Genomic DNA, 18,252 nt, shown 5'->3' with positions numbered 1-18,252 from the left:
CAGCCCCTGTTAACGCTTTATTTTTAATTATCGGAACACTCATTTTTATTCCTGATTCTTCAAATTTTCCAGGCCATCGGAAAACTCCCTCAGCCACTCCTCAAAGTTTTCATCATTGATATAGGCCGCGGCGGCTTCGGCGGGAGATTTTCCGGAACCGACGCTGTCAAGAACAGCGGCCCGGTCCTGGCGGGCTTTTCGGTACAGGGAATTTTCCACGAAATTCCGGATATTGAGTCCGTTCGGAAAAGCTTTGCTGGTGTACAGTTCGTAAGAGCCCGTCATAGTCACCGCGATGGTAAGAATATCATCAAGAATGGGGCTGATCGCCGTTTCTGATTCTGCAATTGCTTCTTTTATATTATCCACGGTATTGGCCGCTTTTTTTACGGGAAGGTATCCCGTATCAATACTGAAGGCGGTGTTCTTTTTCGCCTCGGTGAGCCATCGGAGAAAAAGCACCGCTCCGTATTCCCTGGTTTCGTCCGATTTCGTGATTACCATCCCGGCGCCCTGCTGGACCGCATACGCCGGGGTGTTTTCAAAATTGGGAAGCGCAAAGGACTTTATGGCTATGGGATACGAAGAACCGTCCCGGCGGGTTACTTCCGTGGAAAGGTACGCCGCTCCCGAAGTTGATCCGACAAAAGCGATAATGTCTCCGGTCCGCATATCATCGCTGCGGAAACGGCCCGAGGCGAGGAAATGCCCCTGGACATAGGGAATATAGTAATTATCCCACAGGCGCCGCATCACATCCCGGTCAATATTGAAGCGGACCGTCCCGTCCCCGCTGATAAGGAACAGCTCGCGGCCGAGCTGCATTGATCCGATGATCATATAATTCGCGAAGGCGTCTCTCCCGAAGAAGGCTTTTCCGTCATTCGGTTCCGGGGTAAGGCCATCGGTCCATTGGTAGTACAGTTTTCCGAGACGGGTAATGCCCTCCCAGGTTTTCAGCTCAGCCTCGGAAACACCCGTGGCTGCCCGGAAGCTGTCCCAGGCGGTCTTGTTGACAACCAGAACTTCCGTTGATTTCGCGATGGGAAACAGATAATACCCGCCATCGCTGCCGAAGCGTCCTTCTTCTATATAAGAATCAATATACTCGTGCAGTTCATCCTTGGATAAATACTGTGAAAAATCAACGGTCAGCCCCTTCCCGTAGGCCTGGTATGCCGTATCGGCGTAGGCGGCGAAGATATCGGGGACATCATCCGAACCCACGTTCCGGTTTATGGATTCGTTGATTTTCCGCATTAGGTCGTTCACCGAGCCCTGGCTGAAGGCTTCCACGATAATACCTTTTTCCAGTCCAAGGGTATCGTTGAATTCCTTTACCAGGGCGTCGAAAGACGCTTTCTGCGGGCCGTTGTAGTAATGCCAGACCGAGAGGGTAACCGGATTTTTCCGCGACAGGCCCCTGGAGGATCCGCCGCAGCCGCCGAATACGGTCAGCGCGGTAATCAAAATAAGTCCTGCCCAGATTCTTTTCATAGATACCCTCCTCGGCCCGCCGCCGTTTAATTATTTGCCCGACAGTTTTGCCTTCAGCGCGGCTACTTCCTGGCTGCTGAGGCCCACGGTCTTCGTAAGGTAATTTTCCGCAACCTTCTGGATATTGGAATCCCGCACAGCCTTACCGTCATTCATTTCCTTGAAAATATCGATGATAATCTGGGAGATAAGATCGTACCGGGGTTCTCCTTTTTCCACACCGAAATAATTGTAATAGGTAACCATATAATCGTCGGCTATCTCCCGGACACTGGCGCCCATGAGCGCTTCCAGCAGGGCGCTTACGATTCCGGCCCGGTCCTTGCCTTCATTGCAGTGCACCAGATAGGGCCCGTCGTGGCTGATCATGAATTTAAGACCCTCCCGGAGTTTCGGGGCAAAATCGGGGCTTTCAAAATCAACGCCCATGTTCAGATAAACAACGGACTCACTGTCCAGCATGGATTTATACCAGGAAGATGTGGCGGCCTTCTGGAAAACTTCCTCCTGGCTGTCGGCCAGGTTGATGATGGTTCTGATTCCCGCCTGCTCCGCCAGGGATGCGGCGTAGGGCGCCCGGGCATCCCCGAGGGCCGGATGGCAGCTGCGGTACAGCGTATGGGGAGCGATTTTCCCCAGCCGGACTTCCCGGAAATTGGCGAAAACCGCATCCGATTCGTAGTCGCTTCTGTTTTCGGATTTCTCAAGGTGCCGCAGGGCGTACTCGGTTGTATAACCGCCCTTTTCCGCCATTTCCAGAGAAATGGGGCTGCCCGCCTGGATACCGGCTTTTTCGCCGAAATTGCCGTAGCTGATGGCCACCGCAACGAAACCGTCAGAAACGCGCACCAGAACTTCGCCGCGGTTGACATCACTGTAGGTACTTACCAGGGGAGCGTTTTCCGCGGCATTTCCCGCGGTCACCCTGAGCACATCCCCCAATTCATACCCCGCTGAAATAAGATCCGCTTCCGCGATATCGGTGGTAACGTTTCCGTATTTGTCCACCGTCGCCGCGGAGCCCTGGAGCTTGGGAAACGCGGAGGCATCCGCCGTTTTCGGTGCCGCCGAGGAAGCGCAGGAAATAAGCAGGGAAACAAGCAGAAATCCGGCCGCTGTCAGACGCATTTTTTTTAAATCCGGTGCACAACAAATTCTGTTACCTTTCATACTCTACTCCTATAGTTATTCCGAAAATCGGAAGGGAAAGTTTAGCTTTCCCAAGATTCCTGTGATACATCCCTTGATTTGCAAAGGGTTATTGCTTCCACCGCTGTACGGAATTTAAATACTCAATGACCCGGATTCCGTCCTGAGCGCTGGACCGGGGTTCCAGGGAAGGGTTCCTGAGACATAGAACCGCATCCGCCACCATATTGGAAAAGTATCCGGTTTTTCCCGCAAAACCTTCCCGTTCCTTTTTAAGGGATCTGAATCCCTCGGCATAGGGGCTCGGAACACTTTTCCAAACTTCAAAAATACCGTTCCCTATCCTGAGCCGCCCCTCAGAACAGGAAAATTCAAGCTCAAAGACGATATGGTCCCGGCCGGCGCCCACTTCCATGAGAAAGGGCAGCGGTTTTACCTTGTCTCCCGCTCCCGGCGGCGGTTCGAGCCGGCCGGTAAGATAGGCGGTTCCTTCCCGTTCCGTAAGCCGCGTCCCCGTACGCCGTTCATGTTTTAAAACGCCGCCGCTGAGAAACATGGCGGCATCCGCGAGATGGGTGCCGTCGTGCCACAGGACATCCAGAAGCCGGCGGGTTTTCCCCATATACAGAACCGCTTTGACGCTCAGCGGCTCACCCAGGGCCCTGCTGTCCAGCAGGGATTTTGCCTGTATATAATCTTCGGAATACCGGCGTTCGTGGTTTGTGATTATTTTAATTTTCCTGTGATTATGAAGCTGCGCAATTGCCCGGGAACGCCCCAGGGTGTCGGCCAGGGGTTTCTCGCACACACAAATTTCCGTACCGTGCAGGGCGGCTAGCCGGCAGTAATGGGCATGGCTGTCGGGATGGGTCGCGATATGGAGAATCCGCGGACGGTGCTCCGCGAGCATGGTTTCGGCATCGCCGTACACCGGACAATTCCAGCGTTCCGAAAAAAGTTCCCGCCGCTCACCGTCGGTATCGGCGCCGGCAGCCAGGGAACATTCGGGATTTGCGGCGATGGCGCCGGCGTGGGTGCAGGGCTTTTCCCGCAGGGGATCATCCTCCAGGAGGCTTGCGATACGGCCGAGTCCGATAACGGCAACAGGTATTTTCTCCATACCTTAAGTTTATGACTTTACTTCCTCTTTATCTACCATTATAGGCTGTAGGATGCCCGCATGCACGGGGATACCAAATCCGGGGTCCGTCCCATGAAAAAACGCTATGCGGAAGGATCGGCGGCGGGCGCTTCCGCCGTTTCGTGTTTCTCCTCTTTTTCAGACTGCGGCTGTCCCGGCCGTTTCAGTTTCCGGTCGTGCCGGGAATTAAGCAGGGAATACAGAACCGGCGTAACAAACAGGGTCATGAAGGAGCTAACCGTGAGCCCGCCGACAAAGGTTTTTCCGATAGGCTGAATCGTATCCGCCCCTTCTCCGGGAAAGAACGCAATGGGAACCATCCCCAGTATGGTGGTAAGGCTCGTCATCAGAATGGGGCGGAGCCGGTGGCGGCCGGCCTCCATGCAGGCATCCCTGACAAGCAGACCCCGGGCCCTGAGGGTATTGGTATAGTCCACGAGAACAATCCCGTTGTTGACCACCACGCCGACTAAGGCAATGACACCCACCGCGGAAAATACTGAAAACGGTTCATTGCTGATCTTGTATATCCATATTACCCCGATTAGGAGCAATGGTATTGAAAAGAAAATAATCAGGGGGTCCACAAAGGACTCGAACTGGCTTGCCATCACCCCGAATACCAGGAATATCGCCACCGCGATTATAAACAGGAATCTGCGGTTGTACTGCTGTATTTCCTCGGCTTCGCCGAGATAACGCACGGTGACACCCTCCCGGGGAACGAGGTAATACTGGACGGTGTTTTCCAGGCGCTGCTGCATTTCCGTGGCCGCCATACCCTGGGGAAGATCACCGGTGACCCGGACTACCCGTTCCCGGTCCTCCCGGCGGATACTCGAGGGCGCGCGGTTTTCGACGATCCGGGCCACATTCGAAAGGGATATCCTGTCCCCCGACCGGCCGATGACAAAAAGCGCGTCCAGGTTCTCAATGCCCCGGCGGTCGTTATCCCGGAGCTGGACCTTTATATCGATCCGCCGGTCCCCGATGATGATCTCAGAGGGGGTCGCGCCGTTTATGGCGGTGCGGATCTCCGTTGCAATGGAAGAAACGGAAATCCCCAATGCGGCGGCGCGGTCGCGGTTTACTTCAATCTGGAGCTGGGGACCGCCTTCGCTGAGGTTTACCTCGGGGTTTTCAATCTCCGGAAGGTACCGCATGACGATATTCTTGATTTCCTCGGCGGCATCCATGAGGGCATCGTTGTCCCGGGAACTTACGGCGATCTCCACGGCGGAGGTGGTACTCATGGCACGGCCCGCTCGGTAGGCGGCCTGCACTCCCGGAATACGGGATGTATAGGGGGTGAGTTTTTCCACAATTGTCGTAGGCGTATCGATCTGCATGGCGGGCGGCGGGAGGGTTACCTGAACGGACCCCTGGTTTGTTGTCCGGCCGCCCCGTCTGACGGTTAAGATTATATTGTTATAGCCCTGGACTTCCTGTTTTATGATATCCTCCAAATCGAGGAGAATCGCTTCGGTAGCCTCCATGGTGGTGCCCTGGGGCATGGTAATATTTACCGTGATGGAATCGTCCGTCCGGGACCGGACGAAGAGGTTCATTCCCATACCATCGAACTGCAGCAGAGAAATTGCCAGCAGAACGGCTACAAAAAGCAGAATGAGCACCCGGTGGTCCAGGCAGTAATCCAGGGCTTTCTTATAGCCGTTCTCCAGGGAACGGAAAAACCGCTCCGCGCCCTCATCGATCATTTTCATGAATTTATTTTTTAGGGGTTTCTGCCTGCGGGTATCCAGCCTCATGATGGGGCCCGCCAGGGCGGGTACCACCGTGACGGCCACCACCAGGGAAACGGAGAGGGAAATCACCACCGTAAAGATAAGATCCTGGAACATCTGTCCCATCATTTCCAGGTCGTTCCGGTAGATGATGAGGGGAATGAATACGCACAGGGTCGTTACGGTACTGGTCATTATGGCCCGGGTCATTTCCTGGCTCCCCAGGATCGCGGCAATATCCGGTTTGGCGCCCCGTTCCCGGTAATTGTGAATGTTCTCCAGAATAACGATGGAGCCGTCCACAATCATACCCAGTCCCAGGATAAGCCCCGTAAGGCTGAGCAGGTTCAGTGAAAATCCGAAAACCGACATGAACATCAGGGTAAGCAGTATGGATATGGGGATGGAAATCCCGATAATCAGGGTGGCTTTAATATTCCTCAGGAAAATAAAGAGGATAATCATAGCCAGAAGCGCTCCCTGGAGGGCATTGGAATATACCTGGTTCAGGGTGGCGTTAATCAGGGTGGTATCATCCGAAAGCACTTCCAGGGTGATCCCCCGGGGAAGCTCGGCGTTGATATCCGCCAGGGCATCCCGGACCCGGGCGGCGACCTGCACGGAATTGCTGTCACTTTCACTCTGGACCTGAATATAGACACCGGTTTCGCCGTTCACATACACCCGGGTCGAATTATCGTCATATCCCAAGGTGATGTCGGCGATATCCTCAAGGCGTACAACCTGGGACCGGTTCGCCTGGGCCGAAACATCGGCCTGGGTGGTACCGACGGTTTTTACCACCAGGCGCTTTACGTCCTCAATGGTATTGAGTTCCTGCCTGGTCAGGATCTGGTAATCCCGGACACCCCGGACCAGGCTGCCGCCGCTGGAAAGCACGTTCTGGCCCCGCAGGACGTTGCTGATATCCGAAAAAGTCAGATCAAAAGCCGCGAGACGGTTCAGGGAGACCCCGACCTTTACGATCTGGGTGGTACCGCCGGTGACATCCGCGGACGCGACCCCATCAATGCGCTCTATGCTGGACTGGATTTCATCTTCCGCGAAAAGACGGAGCTGATCCGGCGGATAGTTGCCGCGGACAACCAGACGCATGATCGGCATGGCGGACATATCGAAACGGCGCGCGATGGGGGCCCCGGCTCCGTCCGGGAGGGAGGCGCTTATGCGGTTAGCCACGGTCTGGACATCATTCATGGTTTTATCCATATCCGTTCCGTAATCGAAATACAGGGATATGGAGGAGGATTCAAAGGAAGAATTGCTCGTCATTTCCTTGAGGCCGTTTATTGACGACAAGGCTTTTTCCAGCGGATCGGTCACGTTCTGTTCCACGTCCGCGGGACCGGCGCCGGTAAAGGATGTAAAGACTGAAATTACCGGCCGCGCGGTGGACGGATAGAGGTCAACCGCGAGCCGGGGAACCATGGTTGCGGCGATTCCCATGGCCAGGGCGTAGACGACGACAATGGTTACGGGCCGCCGGACCGAATACTTGGGGATATTCACGGGCCGCCCCTAATCCACGATCCGGACGGTTTCATTATCCGAAAGGAAATTCTGGCCCGCGCTGACCACCAGTTCTCCGTCTTCCAATCCTTCGGTCACTTCTATGAAGTCTTCGTTCTCAAGGCCCAGCTGTATTTCCCGGCGGTGGGCAATATTGTTTTCGTCCACCGTAAAGACTATCCAGGAACCGTATGTGCTGATAACGGATTCCCGGGGTATCAGCGGAACCCCGGAGCGGGTATTGGTGACGATATGCACCGTGGAAAACATTCCCGGAATAATACGGTCATCCCTCTGAAGAAACCGGAGCCGTATGCGCAGGGTTCTGCTGGCGGGATCCAGAACAGGGCTTACTTCGTCAATCTCGGCGGCAAATACTTCCTGGGGAATGGCCTCAAAAAACACCGCCGCCGGAAGTCCCCGGCGGACCGCGGCGGCAAAACGCTCGGGGATAAAGGTCTCCACCACGACATCGCTGAGGCTGCCCACGGTACAGACCGCCGTCTGGGTGCTGACAGTGTCGCCGGGATTAACCGGCACAGAAAGAACGGTGCCGGAAATCGGGGCTGTCACGGGGCTGTGGGAATAGGAATCCCCGGGCCGCGAGGGGTCCACCGCGGCGACAATCTGTCCCTGCCGGACGTAATCCCCGATCCTGACCCGGACTTCGGAAATCTTGCCGGCGACAGTGGGATAGACAGCTACCTGGCTTCTGGTAAGAACATCTCCGTTAACCGTAACGTAATTTTCGATGCTGCCGAGTTCAACCGGGCGGACCCGCACCACCGTGGCGCTTCTGGCTCCGGCTTGTCCCTGGGGACGCGGCGCGGGCTGGGCGCCGGAACTTTCCGGTACCGCGGTTAGCTGGGCCTGAGCCTCCCGTTTCTGAATATACACAACCAGTGTCAGCACTCCTATGAGTACCGTCAGGACAACCAGAATTATAGTAACAATCCTCGAAACCTTTGCATTCTTCACCCTTCACCTGCCTGCAGTAATTCAATCCAATCCATGTTCAGCGCAGCAGCCAAATCCAAAATAAAGTTTTTATATGACAGTTCTTCAATCAGTAACTGCTGTTTTGCGTCGATCATTTCCTTCCGGGTTGTTTCCAGGTCGAGGAACTCTATGGTGCCCTGGCGGAAGCCTTCTTCGGTCAGTTCATAGGTCCGTTCCGCGATGCGGACCTGGAGAGCGGCGGTCTGCATGCTCCCCCAGGAATTCCGGATATTCGCCGTAAGGGAACGGATTTCGTGCATACCGGTATTTTCCAGGTCTTCCAGGTCAAGCCGGGCTTTTTCAACCTCGGCGACGGCGGCTTTTACGGTTTGGTACGTTTTGGAACCCGGTATCCAGGAATCCACAGGGATGGAAAGACTTACCCCGCCGCTGAGGGTGTCGGCAAAATTGCTCGTCCAATTGGCGCTCCATCCGGCGGAAAGATTCAGGGTAGGAGCCCGGGATGACAGGGAAGTCTGGCGGCTGGAATCTTCCAGGGATTGTATGCGCTGGCGCTGGTTCACGATATCCGGACGCTTCTGGAGATATTCCCGGATAAGATAGTCCGCGTCCAGGTCCGCTTCCCTGATATCCATGGTCCCCGCAAGTTCAACCGGGGCCCCCTGGTCGATGCCCAGGAGGGTCAAAAACTGCCCCATGTTTGCGGCGTGCACACTCGCGGCCCGGGTAAGGACCAGTTTCGCGCTTTCCGCGCTGAGCTGGCTCCGGAGAAGGGCCAGCTCCCCGATAAAACCGTTTCTGAAGCCCACTTCATTTTTACTGTACTGGGCGTCCGCCAGCCTGCGGCCTTCTTCCAGAAGAGCAAGATTTTCCTGTTCGGCCATAAGATTAAAGAAGGTTTTCGTAATCTGAAGTTCCAGCTGACGCTCGGCTGTTTCGTAGGTTAAAAGCTGGGTTGTATAGGCCAGCTTTATGTTTCTCATGGCCGCCGGGATTCCGGTATTGAGCTGCAGGGAAAGATTAACCGAGGCGCTGAGCCTGAGGGGATTTTCAGTGCTGCCGTCGGAAAACAGGGTGTCCCCGTAGTTAAGCCCCCCGCCGACGGATATTCCGGGAAAAACCTGGGACCAGAGGTTATTTGCCCTGAGGGCGGCAATTTCCAGGTCAAGGGCGTTTTTTTTAAGGCTTTGGCTCTGCTCGATGCCCCTGGATATGGCTTCATCCAGGGTTAATGAGTACAGCTCCGCGGAAAAACAAACCACCGGCAGAAAAAAGAGTCCCAGAAGCGAGATTATTTTCATGATACTCCCTATAAAAGTATCGAACGGTATTTTCCTACAATCAGATCAAGAAAAAAAACTTACAATAACAGTATAAACCAAGAATTCCCGGAAAACTACCGGTTTTAAGAAGAAAAAATCTTTTTTATCTCTATTTATTGGTGTACTTCGGGAAGGTATTTCCAGTACCGGACCGGCATAAACCGCCGCTGAAGCTCGGGGTTGACCCGGCTCTCATTGTTTATAACTTTAAAATACGTCCGCCAGAGTTCTTCCCAGCGGTTCCCGGAGCCGGCTTCTTCGGCGATCCGGCTGTCCGGGACAGTCCTATCCAGGGCCGCGGTTTCAATTTCTCCATATTTTCTGGAAAAAAGCATGATACTGCGTTTTTCGTCAATTATTCCCCAGGGTTCTTTACCGAACCGGAGGGAAAAATGGCGGGCCAGCGCGGGAAGGATATTATGGTCGGGATAGCACCGGGCAATGAGCATATCCCCGGAGGTATCATTAAACCGGAGAAGCCCCATGAGCCGGTGTACTTCCCGGCGGACCTTGAACGCCGCTCCGAGGACGGTCCCCACAGCGTCATCGCCGCGGTCCGTCCGGGCCCGTTCAGCGGCCAGCCGGGCTTTATGGTCCGAGTCGGGGCTGTTTGACCAGCGGCGCACCGTGTCCGCGGCGGAGAGCACCTTCCACCCGAAACGGACTGTTTCGGCCTCAATGGGGAACTCGCTCATCCAGGCGTAGCAGAAGTCACTGTATGCCGAGGCCGATACGTCCCGGAGCTGCTCCGCCGCCCCCGATAATCCGGTGTGGGTGTGCTGCAGCGCAACCCTGGTACAGGGCGGCACATCCGCCGAATTAAGGGCACCGGGCTCAGGCTGAGAGAAGAGGTCCCCCTGCTCCGCCCGCCGCCGGCATATTTTCTGGGGAAGGGCCTTTCCCCGGAGGACGTTTTCAAGGATTTTGAATAAGCCTTCCAGGCTGCCGTCATATACCGCTTCCATGGCACAGTCCTAAAAATCAAAGAGCGGGAGCTGGAGCCCCGCCCCGTCACTGTCCGAAAGAATCCGGCGGATTCTTCCCGGGTCTTCGGGACGGTCAATAAAACCGCCGGACACGGTGATAAAATACCGTGCCCGCTTAAGTACGACGCCGATCCGGCGGAGGCTGTCGAAGGAAAGGGAACGGGAACGCCGGACTTCGATTATTCTCCGGGCCGATGTCGCCCCAATTCCGGGAACACGCAGCAATTCCTCATAATCCGCCCGGTTTATCTCTATGGGAAAGCGGCGGAGGTTTTTCAGCGCCCAGGCTGTTTTTGGATCCAGATGTTTATCGAGAAAAGGAGTGGCGCCATCGAGTATTTCCTCCGAGGAAAAATGGTAAAACCTGAGCAGCCAGTCGGCCTGGTACAGACGGTGTTCCCGGACCAGGGGCGGTCCGGGAATATCCGGGAGCCGGGGATCGGGAATCCCTCCCCTGCCGGGTACCCCCACCGGGGTAAACGCGGAATAGTAAACCCGCCGGAGGCCGAATTTCCGGTACAGAGCTCCGGAGAGGGAAATAATCTGCCGGTCGTTTTCCTCGCTGGCCCCTACGATGAGCTGGGTACTCTGGCCCGATGGGGCAAAATCAGGGGTTGTCCTGATACGGCGGCGGTCTTCTTCATACTGCGCGGTGGTATCGGCAACATCCTCCATGGCGCCGAGGATTTCCCTGCCGTTTTTCTGGGGAGCCAGATTTTTGAGGCTCAGGTCCGTGGGGAGTTCAATATTCGCGCTGAGCCGGTCCGCCCAGAGCCCCGCTTCCCGGATCATTTTATCACCGGTTCCGGGAATTATCTTCATGTGGATATAACCGCCGTATCCGTGTTCGGTCCTGAGCTTCTTCGCGGTTTCGATCAGCTTTTCCATGACGATATCGGGATCGGAGAAAATACCCGAAGACAGGAACAATCCTTCGATATAATTGCGCCGGTAAAACTCGATGGTAAGATCCGCCAGTTCCTGGCTGGTAAAGGACACACGCTTGGTATCCGCCGAAGCCCGGTTTACACAGTAGGCGCAGTCATAGCGGCACACATTGGAATACAGGACCTTGAGCAGGCTTATACACCGGCCGTCCCCGGTCCAGCTGTGGCAGATCCCGGCGGGTTCCCGGTATCCGAGGCCGCCGTCCGCGGCGCCGGAAGCCCTGCCGGAACTGCCTGAAGACGCACAGGAGGCATCGTATTTTGCCGCACCCGCAAGGATGGAAATTTTTTCACCCAAGTCCATACAATTACTATACAAACGTTTAGTATTTGATGCAAGAAGAAATTCCTAAAAAACTTCATAATTATCGCAGCCGTATCGCCTTTGTATTACAGTTTAAGAAGAAAAAATACTACTGCGGAAGTTAGTACAAGGAGTTTTTTATGGCAGCTATTACATTTAAGGGAAAACCCGTTACCACCGGCGGCAGCCTGCCGAAGCCCGGGACCAAGGCTCCGGAGTTCCGCCTCGTGGACAAGGACCTCGCGGACCGGCACCTTTCCGACTGGAAAGGGAAGGTAAAAATCATCAATATTGTTCCGAGCCTGGACACATCGGTGTGCGCCCTTTCGGCAAAACGGTTTGACGCGGAGATACTGAAGGAACCGGAAATCGTGGTTCTCACCGTATCCTGTGACCTGCCCTTTGCCCAGGACCGGTTCTGCAAAACCGAAGGGGTAAGCAACATCATAGCCCTATCCCAGATGCGGGACAAAGACTTCGGCCGGGATTACGGTGCCGAAATAACGGACGGCCCCCTGGAAGGGCTCCTGAGCCGGGCGGTTGTGGTGGCGGACCGGGATGGGACAGTGGTGTACACCCAGCAGGTTCCCGAAATAGGCTACGAGCCGGATTACGAAGCGGCCCTGGCCGCCGCCAGGAAAGCCCTGGCGCGGTAACCGCGGGGTTATTCCCCGGGAGAAGCGAACAGTTTCTGGGCTTCTTCCCTGACCTGGTCCACAGCGGACTGGTACCGGTCTTTTAACGCGCCCATATTCTGGTTATAGAATGCCACGAATTCCGGGTCCTGGAACGGGTCGAGCCGGACCTGCTGGCCCATGCGGCGGGACAGTTCCTCCTCCTTCTGGCGGAGCTTCGGGCCGTACTGCTGTTTCAGCATCTGCTCGAACTGTTCGGTTTCGTCAAGATACTGGGTAAGTGCCTGGGTAAGCTGTCCGTAGAGTGCCGAAAACCGGGAATCCGGAATAAGCACCGAAAGGCCCTTTCCCACGGCGGCGATGCGTTTTTCGTCATCCTTGCCCGCCGGCAGGGCTATCTGGGAAACCAGCACGTCGAAGAGCCCCTCTTTGAGGGAATCCCGCTGATCCGCGGGGGCTTTTTTTATTTCCGCCTCCAGGGAAAGCTCCGGATTCTCCAGGTATGAATTGGCCAGCCGTTTACCCGATTGCTTTGCTTCATACTGGGAAATACTGGCCTTGTCGCTTTTCACCGATTCGGTCTTTTCCAGGGCTATTTCCAAAGCGCTTTTTATGCGTGCCATGGCTTCTCCTTATGGGATTATTTTTGATATTTTGCTGTTCTTATGTATAAGATACGCATTTAGGCCTAACCGGGCAATATGCGGGGGAGCACAGAGTCTGACAAGCCGGAAAGCACCCGGGGATAACGGGGCTGCGGGACCTGCCATGGGAAAATGGCGCAGGCTCCTCAGCGGCCTAAAGGCCTCGAAAGTCGCTCTGCCCCATTTTCCCATGGCACCCGGCGTTACCCTTCTGCCCGGGTACTTTCCGGCTTAACCGGCTCGGTGCTGCCCTTCGCGGGAGGGCTGCTCCCCCTCGTTTCAGCCCCGCTTTGCGGGTCTTCCACTACCCCCACTTCTGGTTCCCGGGTACTTTCCAGTAACCCGGGATCACTGTGGGACTACGGTAACATATTCCGATCCCGTACAGATGGCGTCCATGGGACGGTCCCAGGAGTCCGCAGGCACCGCCGGGACGACCTGTTCATCCATGCAGAGACCCACGGTATAGTAATTCGGTGAACGGCTTTTTTCCGCCGGCCGCCGCGGTGTATCGGTGCCGGTCCGCTGGTCAAGGGACGCAAAAAAACGGTCGTAATAGGCTTTGCCGCGGCCCAGCCTGTTTCCCTGCCGGTCAAAGGCAACCCCGGGAACGATAATAAGCAGGGGGAAATCCTCCGGCTTCAGGTCTGAATCAGGCGCGGCGGGATCCGGCTCCCTGATTCCGTAGGGTCCGCAGAGCCAGGGGCCCCGGGCCGATTGTATCCGGTAAAACCGCATTTCCGGGCCCGCAACTTTCGGGATAAATACTCTTTTCCCGCCTTCCAGGGCGCGGGCGAGAAGCGGTTCCGTATCGATTTCTTGTTCCATGGCCATGAAAAGCAGAACCGTTTCCGCGGAGAGCCATATTTTTTGAGAGGAGATCAGCGATGCCGCATCCCTGCCCTGGGATCGGAACAACCCCGGATCAAGGGACGCCAGCCGGCGGAGCATGGAATTCCGTAAAGCCTTTTTTGAGTCCATGGCGCCTATATGGGCCTGGTGCCTCCGGCTTTGAGCCCGCCTTCATACAAACGGCCGCAGGCAAGAAACATGGGCAGCTTTGTCCCCGCGAGGATAATATCCGCTTCTTCCGCCATATCGATCATATCCATTGACGGCCGCTTGCCCCGGACAAAGATAATGCACTTGATATCGAGAAGTTCCGCTGTCCTGATTACCTGGGGATTAACGAGACCGGTTAATAGTAAAACCTTTTCCTTAACAAAGGCCATGACGTCGCTCATCAGATCGGCGCCGCAGGCGGAATGCACCTCCAGAGCGGCCCGGTCCTGGCCGTTAAAAAATTCCCCATCCAGAATTGTCACTGCTTCAGATACAGTCATTGGCATCTCCCGTGATTTGAGCATATCATGAAGCGCCTTAAAATACAACGGGACCGCGGGAAACACACCGGGCATCCGTATGATGGGTAGAGAATGAGCCCGGAAGCATGGGACAGACCAGACATCGCGGGGTATCTTCAAACCAGAGGTTTGTATGAAAAGAAATACCCGCAAGGGATATTTTTCATACGGCGGGACCCGGGGGTTGTATTCACCATGCTTCCGGATTTAGGCACCAATCATAATGCGGGTGTCCTGAAAAATCCCTCGGGAAACAGTTCATCCCTGGCTTCCAGGGCAAGGAGCTTCCGTTTTATATCGAGCCCGCCGGCGTACCCAACCAGGCTGCCGTTGCGGCCGATGACCCGGTGGCAGGGAATGATAATAGCCAGAGGATTGACGTGGTTGGCCATGCCCACCGCCCGGACCGCCTTTTCGCTGCCCAGGACAAGGGCAATATCCTTGTAGGACCGGACCGCGCCGTAGGGTATTTCCCTGAGAGCGTCCCAGACCCGCACCTGGAATGGGGTTCCGGGATAATAGAGAGGAAGATCGAAAACCCGGCGGCAGCCTTCAAGGTATTCCTGTATCTGCCCCGCGGCGTTACTGATTAGGGGTGTTTCCAGGATTTCCGTACTGCTATCCACGGGGACCCCGCCGAACCAGATATTGCTGACTCCTTCCTCGGCGGCGGCTATGCCCAGCCTGCCGATGGCTGTCTCGTAATTATACGCGTATTTCATCCCGCCCCCCGGATCCAGCATACCGGATTCTGGGATACTTGTCCCGGGCTCAGCCGGAACAGGAAACCGCTGCTTCCCTGCCGGGCGGTCAGCCTTTTACCGCTCCCGCGGTAAGACCCTTGATGAACTGTTTGCTCATCATCAGGTATAGGGCGATAACCGGAATCGCCGAAAGGGTCAGGACGGCCAGGACCTTGGACCAGTCCGTCTGATACTGGCCGAACAGCCGGGTCACCCCCAGGAGCACGGTTTTGGCCCGGTCATCGCTGATGAAGATCAGGGGAAACCAAAGGTCATTCCAGAAGGGCACCAGGTTGTAAATGGCCACCGAAGCCAGGGCCGGCCTGAGGAGGGGCAGGATAATCCTCGAGAACACCCCGAAACGGCCTGCCCCGTCTATGATCCCGGCCTCGGTTAGTTCATAGGGTACTTCCCGGATAAATTCGGTGAGGATGAAAATCGCTATGGGCACACCCATGGCAATGTAAATCGGCAGCAGGGACCATATCGTGTTGAGCAGCCCCAGGTTGCGGATGATTTCAAGCAGCTTTATAGAAGCGATTTTGATGGGGAGCATCATCCCCGCGATGCAGAAAAAATAGATCACCCTGGATATTTTGCCCCGCCAGTTGGCCAGAGCGTAAGCCGCCAGGGAGCCGATGATGAGCAGTATTGCCAGGGAAAGCACCACCACCACAAAGCTGTTCCTGAAGTAAATAAGAAAATCACCATCCCGGATAACTTCGGAATAGTTGGAAATATTCCACTTCGACGGCAGGGCAAAGGGGTTCTGATAAATGCTGAGCCGGTCCTTGAATGAGTTGATCACCATTACCCAGAGGGGAAACAGGACAATGATGGAATAGATCACCAGAATAATGTGAGCCGGTATGTGGAGATTCTGTCTTTTTATTGAACCTTTCCGCGCCATGGCCTACTCCTTTCCCTGGGTGGCCCGGAGGGTCGGTATTACCCCGAGGCACAGGACAAAGAACGTTATGGTGGCAATGGCCGCGCCCATTCCGGAATCGGGGATTCCCACCGGATGCTGCCCCGCGATTCCCACCCGGTAAAATAAAGTACCGATGAGATCGGTGGCGTAATTCGGCGCCCCGTTGACATTGGTCATGGAGAAGACCACGTCAAAGGCGTTGAAGTTGTTTACGAAAGTGAGGATGGCAATCATACCCACCACGGGTTTTATCAGGGGAAGCTTGATCTTCCAGAAAACCTGCCAGCCATTGGCCCCTTCAATGTCCGCGGCTTCAAAAAGGTCGTCGCTGATATTGCGCAGGGCCGCCACAAACATCATGGTCGGTATGCCGATCCACTGCCAGCACGAAACCAGGGCGACACAGGTCAGCGCCGTGGACCGGTCCCCGAGCCAGGGCCGGACGAGAAAATCCAGGCCTATCTTCTGGAGGAAGGGTCCGCTCCACACGGGATTAAGGAGGAGTTTCCACAGGTAACCGGTTACAAGCACCGCCAATGTTACGGGAAGAAAAATCACGGTCTGGTAAAATGAACGGCCCCGCATGGTTTTATTGGTCAGCAATGTCGCGAACAGAATGCCCAGACAGTTCTGTACCAGCATGTGTATCAGAAAAAAGTAACAGGTATGCCCGAAGGCGCCCCAGTAGCGTTCATAATACTGGGGAACCGTAAAAAGATTTTTAAAATTCTGAAACCCCACAAAGGTTCTGCCAAGCCCCACCGAGCCCGTATACAGGCTGAGGCGAATGGAATCCAGCAGAGGCCAGGCCATAAAATAAATATAAAAAATCAGGGCGGGCAGGAGATACGGGAGCCATGTGATACATTCTCCCAGAGCGCCCTTCGGTCTGATACGGATTCGGTTTTTTGAAGCCATTTTGTTCCCCATACATATCCGCCGGGAAATGCCGCCGGTACCATCAATAAAAAAGAGGCGGGGATACCCCCGCCTCCCCATTCAATATTTTACATATAAACAGTTACCGGGCGGCTTCAATGGCATCCGCCGCCTGCTTCGGGGTTGCCTCGCCTTTGAGAACCTTGATTACTTCCTGATTCATGGGAGCGTACAGATCCAGGAGTTTCGGCCACACGAACCGGGCGTCGGTTTCCTTTCCGTTGTTAAGAGCAAGGAATTCGTTGGCATGCGCATCGGTGAGCTGGATGGGGAAATTGATCATCGGGAAGTAACCCAGGGGAAGATTCTGTGACGCCGTGGTGGCCCCTTCCCGGGTGCAGAGCCATGCCAGGAAGGCTTTGCATTCTTCGGGGTACTTGGTTTTTGTATTCATGGTGATTGCCATATCCGGGTGGAAGCAGATGATGGTGTTCCGGCCCCGGGGAGCGGGCATGGCGAAGACACCCCATTCAAAGGGAGCGCCCTCGTAAACACCGGCGGTCCAGGAACCGTCCATGAACATCACCGCCTGCTGGCTGTTGAAGAGCACCTGGGAATCGTTGTAGGTAACCGACTGGAATCCCCGGGGAAGGTATTTTGCCACGTCCGCCATACCTTTGAAGGCTGCCACGAAATTGGCGTCATTGAGTTTCTTTTCACCGGTTTCGTATTTGACCCGTTCCGAAGCACCGCCCACGAAATTGGGAAGCATCCCGAGGAAAAAGCATTCCAGGATGTCCCATTCATCGGCGACACCGTTGGCCAGGGGTGTGTAGCCCTTGGAAGTCAGAGTCTGGCAGAGGGCCAGGAAATCCTCCCAGCTCTGGGGAATTGAAAGATTCTCCTTCCGGAAAATGTCCTTGTTGTAGTAAACCGCGTGGGATACCGCAGCAAAGGGAACGGCGAACATTTTCCCGTCGGGCATCTGCCATGGCGCGAGGTTCGACGGGGTAAAATTCTGCATGAGCCCGGGAATATTCGTGCAGTCCGCAAAATACCCGGCGTTAAACAATTCCTGCCCCGGCGCGTAGGAACGGGCGTACATGAGATCGGGACCGGTTCCGCTGTCGAGCTGCAGCCTGAGGGTAGCATTGTAATCCGGAGGATTGGTGGGGCGGAACTGGATTTCCACATTGGGAGCGACCTTCTTGTATTCCGCCAGAAGCCGGTTTACCTGGGCTACGTCATCGGTGCGCCAGGAACCCATGGTCAGAACAACCTTGCCCGAACCGGATGAGTCTCCGCCGCCGCCGGCAAAAGCCGGAAAACTGAGGCAAGCCGCGAGCAGCATAAGCCCGAATACTTTCAGTGTCCTTTTCATAAAATCCTCCGTTTTTTATAAAATTCAAAATGATTTTTCGAAGAATCCCGTCTTTTTATACAATCCGGCTGTCACCGGACCGTATTTTTTGTCT

At 55.3% G+C, this 18,252-nt stretch carries 16 protein-coding genes; 1 reads left to right on the top strand and 15 read right to left on the bottom strand.

Going from position 1 to position 18,252, the window contains the following annotated elements:
* Positions 1-45 precede the first annotated feature (45 nt).
* The 8 genes from JFL75_RS19885 to JFL75_RS19850 all read right to left on the bottom strand — a co-directional run bounded on the left by JFL75_RS19885 (position 46) and on the right by JFL75_RS19850 (position 11,581).
* Positions 46-1,497, bottom strand: coding sequence for an ABC transporter substrate-binding protein (locus tag JFL75_RS19885; RefSeq protein WP_215628419.1), 1,452 nt, complete (start codon positions 1,495-1,497; stop codon positions 46-48).
* A gap of 30 nt (positions 1,498-1,527) precedes the next feature.
* Positions 1,528-2,625, bottom strand: a complete 1,098-nt coding sequence (locus JFL75_RS19880; RefSeq protein ID WP_215628418.1) for a tyrosine-protein phosphatase — start codon at positions 2,623-2,625, stop codon at positions 1,528-1,530.
* A 130-nt stretch (positions 2,626-2,755) separates the two neighbouring features.
* Positions 2,756-3,766, bottom strand: a complete 1,011-nt coding sequence (locus JFL75_RS19875; RefSeq protein WP_215628417.1) for a Gfo/Idh/MocA family protein — start codon at positions 3,764-3,766, stop codon at positions 2,756-2,758.
* Between the two features lie 104 nt (positions 3,767-3,870).
* Positions 3,871-7,062, bottom strand: coding sequence for an efflux RND transporter permease subunit (locus tag JFL75_RS19870; RefSeq protein WP_215628416.1), 3,192 nt, complete (start codon positions 7,060-7,062; stop codon positions 3,871-3,873).
* Between the two features lie 9 nt (positions 7,063-7,071).
* A complete protein-coding gene (locus JFL75_RS19865; protein WP_215628415.1) occupies positions 7,072-8,040 on the bottom strand; it encodes an efflux RND transporter periplasmic adaptor subunit in 969 nt (322 codons plus the stop codon).
* Positions 8,037-9,323, bottom strand: a complete 1,287-nt coding sequence (locus tag JFL75_RS19860; protein ID WP_215628414.1) for a TolC family protein — start codon at positions 9,321-9,323, stop codon at positions 8,037-8,039. The genes JFL75_RS19865 and JFL75_RS19860 overlap by 4 nt, the downstream gene beginning before the upstream one ends.
* A gap of 134 nt (positions 9,324-9,457) precedes the next feature.
* Complete coding sequence (locus JFL75_RS19855; protein WP_215628413.1) at positions 9,458-10,309, bottom strand: TIGR03915 family putative DNA repair protein; 852 nt, start codon at positions 10,307-10,309, stop codon at positions 9,458-9,460.
* A 9-nt stretch (positions 10,310-10,318) separates the two neighbouring features.
* The gene (locus tag JFL75_RS19850) at positions 10,319-11,581 is read right to left on the bottom strand and encodes a putative DNA modification/repair radical SAM protein (RefSeq protein ID WP_215628412.1); all 1,263 of its coding nucleotides are present in this window, start codon (positions 11,579-11,581) and stop codon (positions 10,319-10,321) included.
* A 140-nt stretch (positions 11,582-11,721) separates the two neighbouring features.
* On the opposite strand from JFL75_RS19850, the gene tpx reads away from it, so the two are divergent.
* Complete coding sequence (tpx, locus tag JFL75_RS19845; RefSeq protein ID WP_215628411.1) at positions 11,722-12,237, top strand: thiol peroxidase; 516 nt, start codon at positions 11,722-11,724, stop codon at positions 12,235-12,237.
* Positions 12,238-12,245: 8 nt separating this feature from the next.
* Here tpx and JFL75_RS19840 read toward each other — a convergent pair whose 3' ends face one another.
* From JFL75_RS19840 to JFL75_RS19810, 7 genes are all read right to left on the bottom strand, one after another.
* A complete protein-coding gene (locus tag JFL75_RS19840; RefSeq protein ID WP_215628410.1) occupies positions 12,246-12,839 on the bottom strand; it encodes a DUF6657 family protein in 594 nt (197 codons plus the stop codon).
* A 369-nt stretch (positions 12,840-13,208) separates the two neighbouring features.
* A complete protein-coding gene (locus JFL75_RS19835; protein WP_215628409.1) occupies positions 13,209-13,841 on the bottom strand; it encodes a 5-formyltetrahydrofolate cyclo-ligase in 633 nt (210 codons plus the stop codon).
* A 5-nt stretch (positions 13,842-13,846) separates the two neighbouring features.
* Positions 13,847-14,203 (bottom strand): hypothetical protein, encoded by a 357-nt coding sequence (locus JFL75_RS19830; RefSeq protein WP_215628408.1) that lies wholly within the window; start codon positions 14,201-14,203, stop codon positions 13,847-13,849.
* 239 nt (positions 14,204-14,442) lie between these two features.
* Positions 14,443-14,946 (bottom strand): methylated-DNA--[protein]-cysteine S-methyltransferase, encoded by a 504-nt coding sequence (locus JFL75_RS19825; protein WP_215628407.1) that lies wholly within the window; start codon positions 14,944-14,946, stop codon positions 14,443-14,445.
* Between the two features lie 88 nt (positions 14,947-15,034).
* Positions 15,035-15,877, bottom strand: a complete 843-nt coding sequence (locus tag JFL75_RS19820) for a carbohydrate ABC transporter permease (protein ID WP_215628406.1) — start codon at positions 15,875-15,877, stop codon at positions 15,035-15,037.
* Between the two features lie 3 nt (positions 15,878-15,880).
* Positions 15,881-16,816: a carbohydrate ABC transporter permease gene (locus JFL75_RS19815; RefSeq protein ID WP_215628405.1), complete on the bottom strand. Its 936-nt coding sequence runs from the start codon at positions 16,814-16,816 to the stop codon at positions 15,881-15,883.
* Between the two features lie 103 nt (positions 16,817-16,919).
* The gene (locus JFL75_RS19810; protein WP_215628404.1) at positions 16,920-18,158 is read right to left on the bottom strand and encodes an ABC transporter substrate-binding protein; all 1,239 of its coding nucleotides are present in this window, start codon (positions 18,156-18,158) and stop codon (positions 16,920-16,922) included.
* Positions 18,159-18,252: the final 94 nt, after the last annotated feature.

The sequence above is a fragment of the Breznakiella homolactica genome (assembly GCF_016616095.2).
Classification (GTDB): Bacteria; Spirochaetota; Spirochaetia; order Treponematales; family Breznakiellaceae; genus Breznakiella; species Breznakiella homolactica.
The sequence above is the reverse complement of the archived record's forward strand: the minus strand, read 5'-3'. Positions and strand labels throughout refer to the sequence as shown.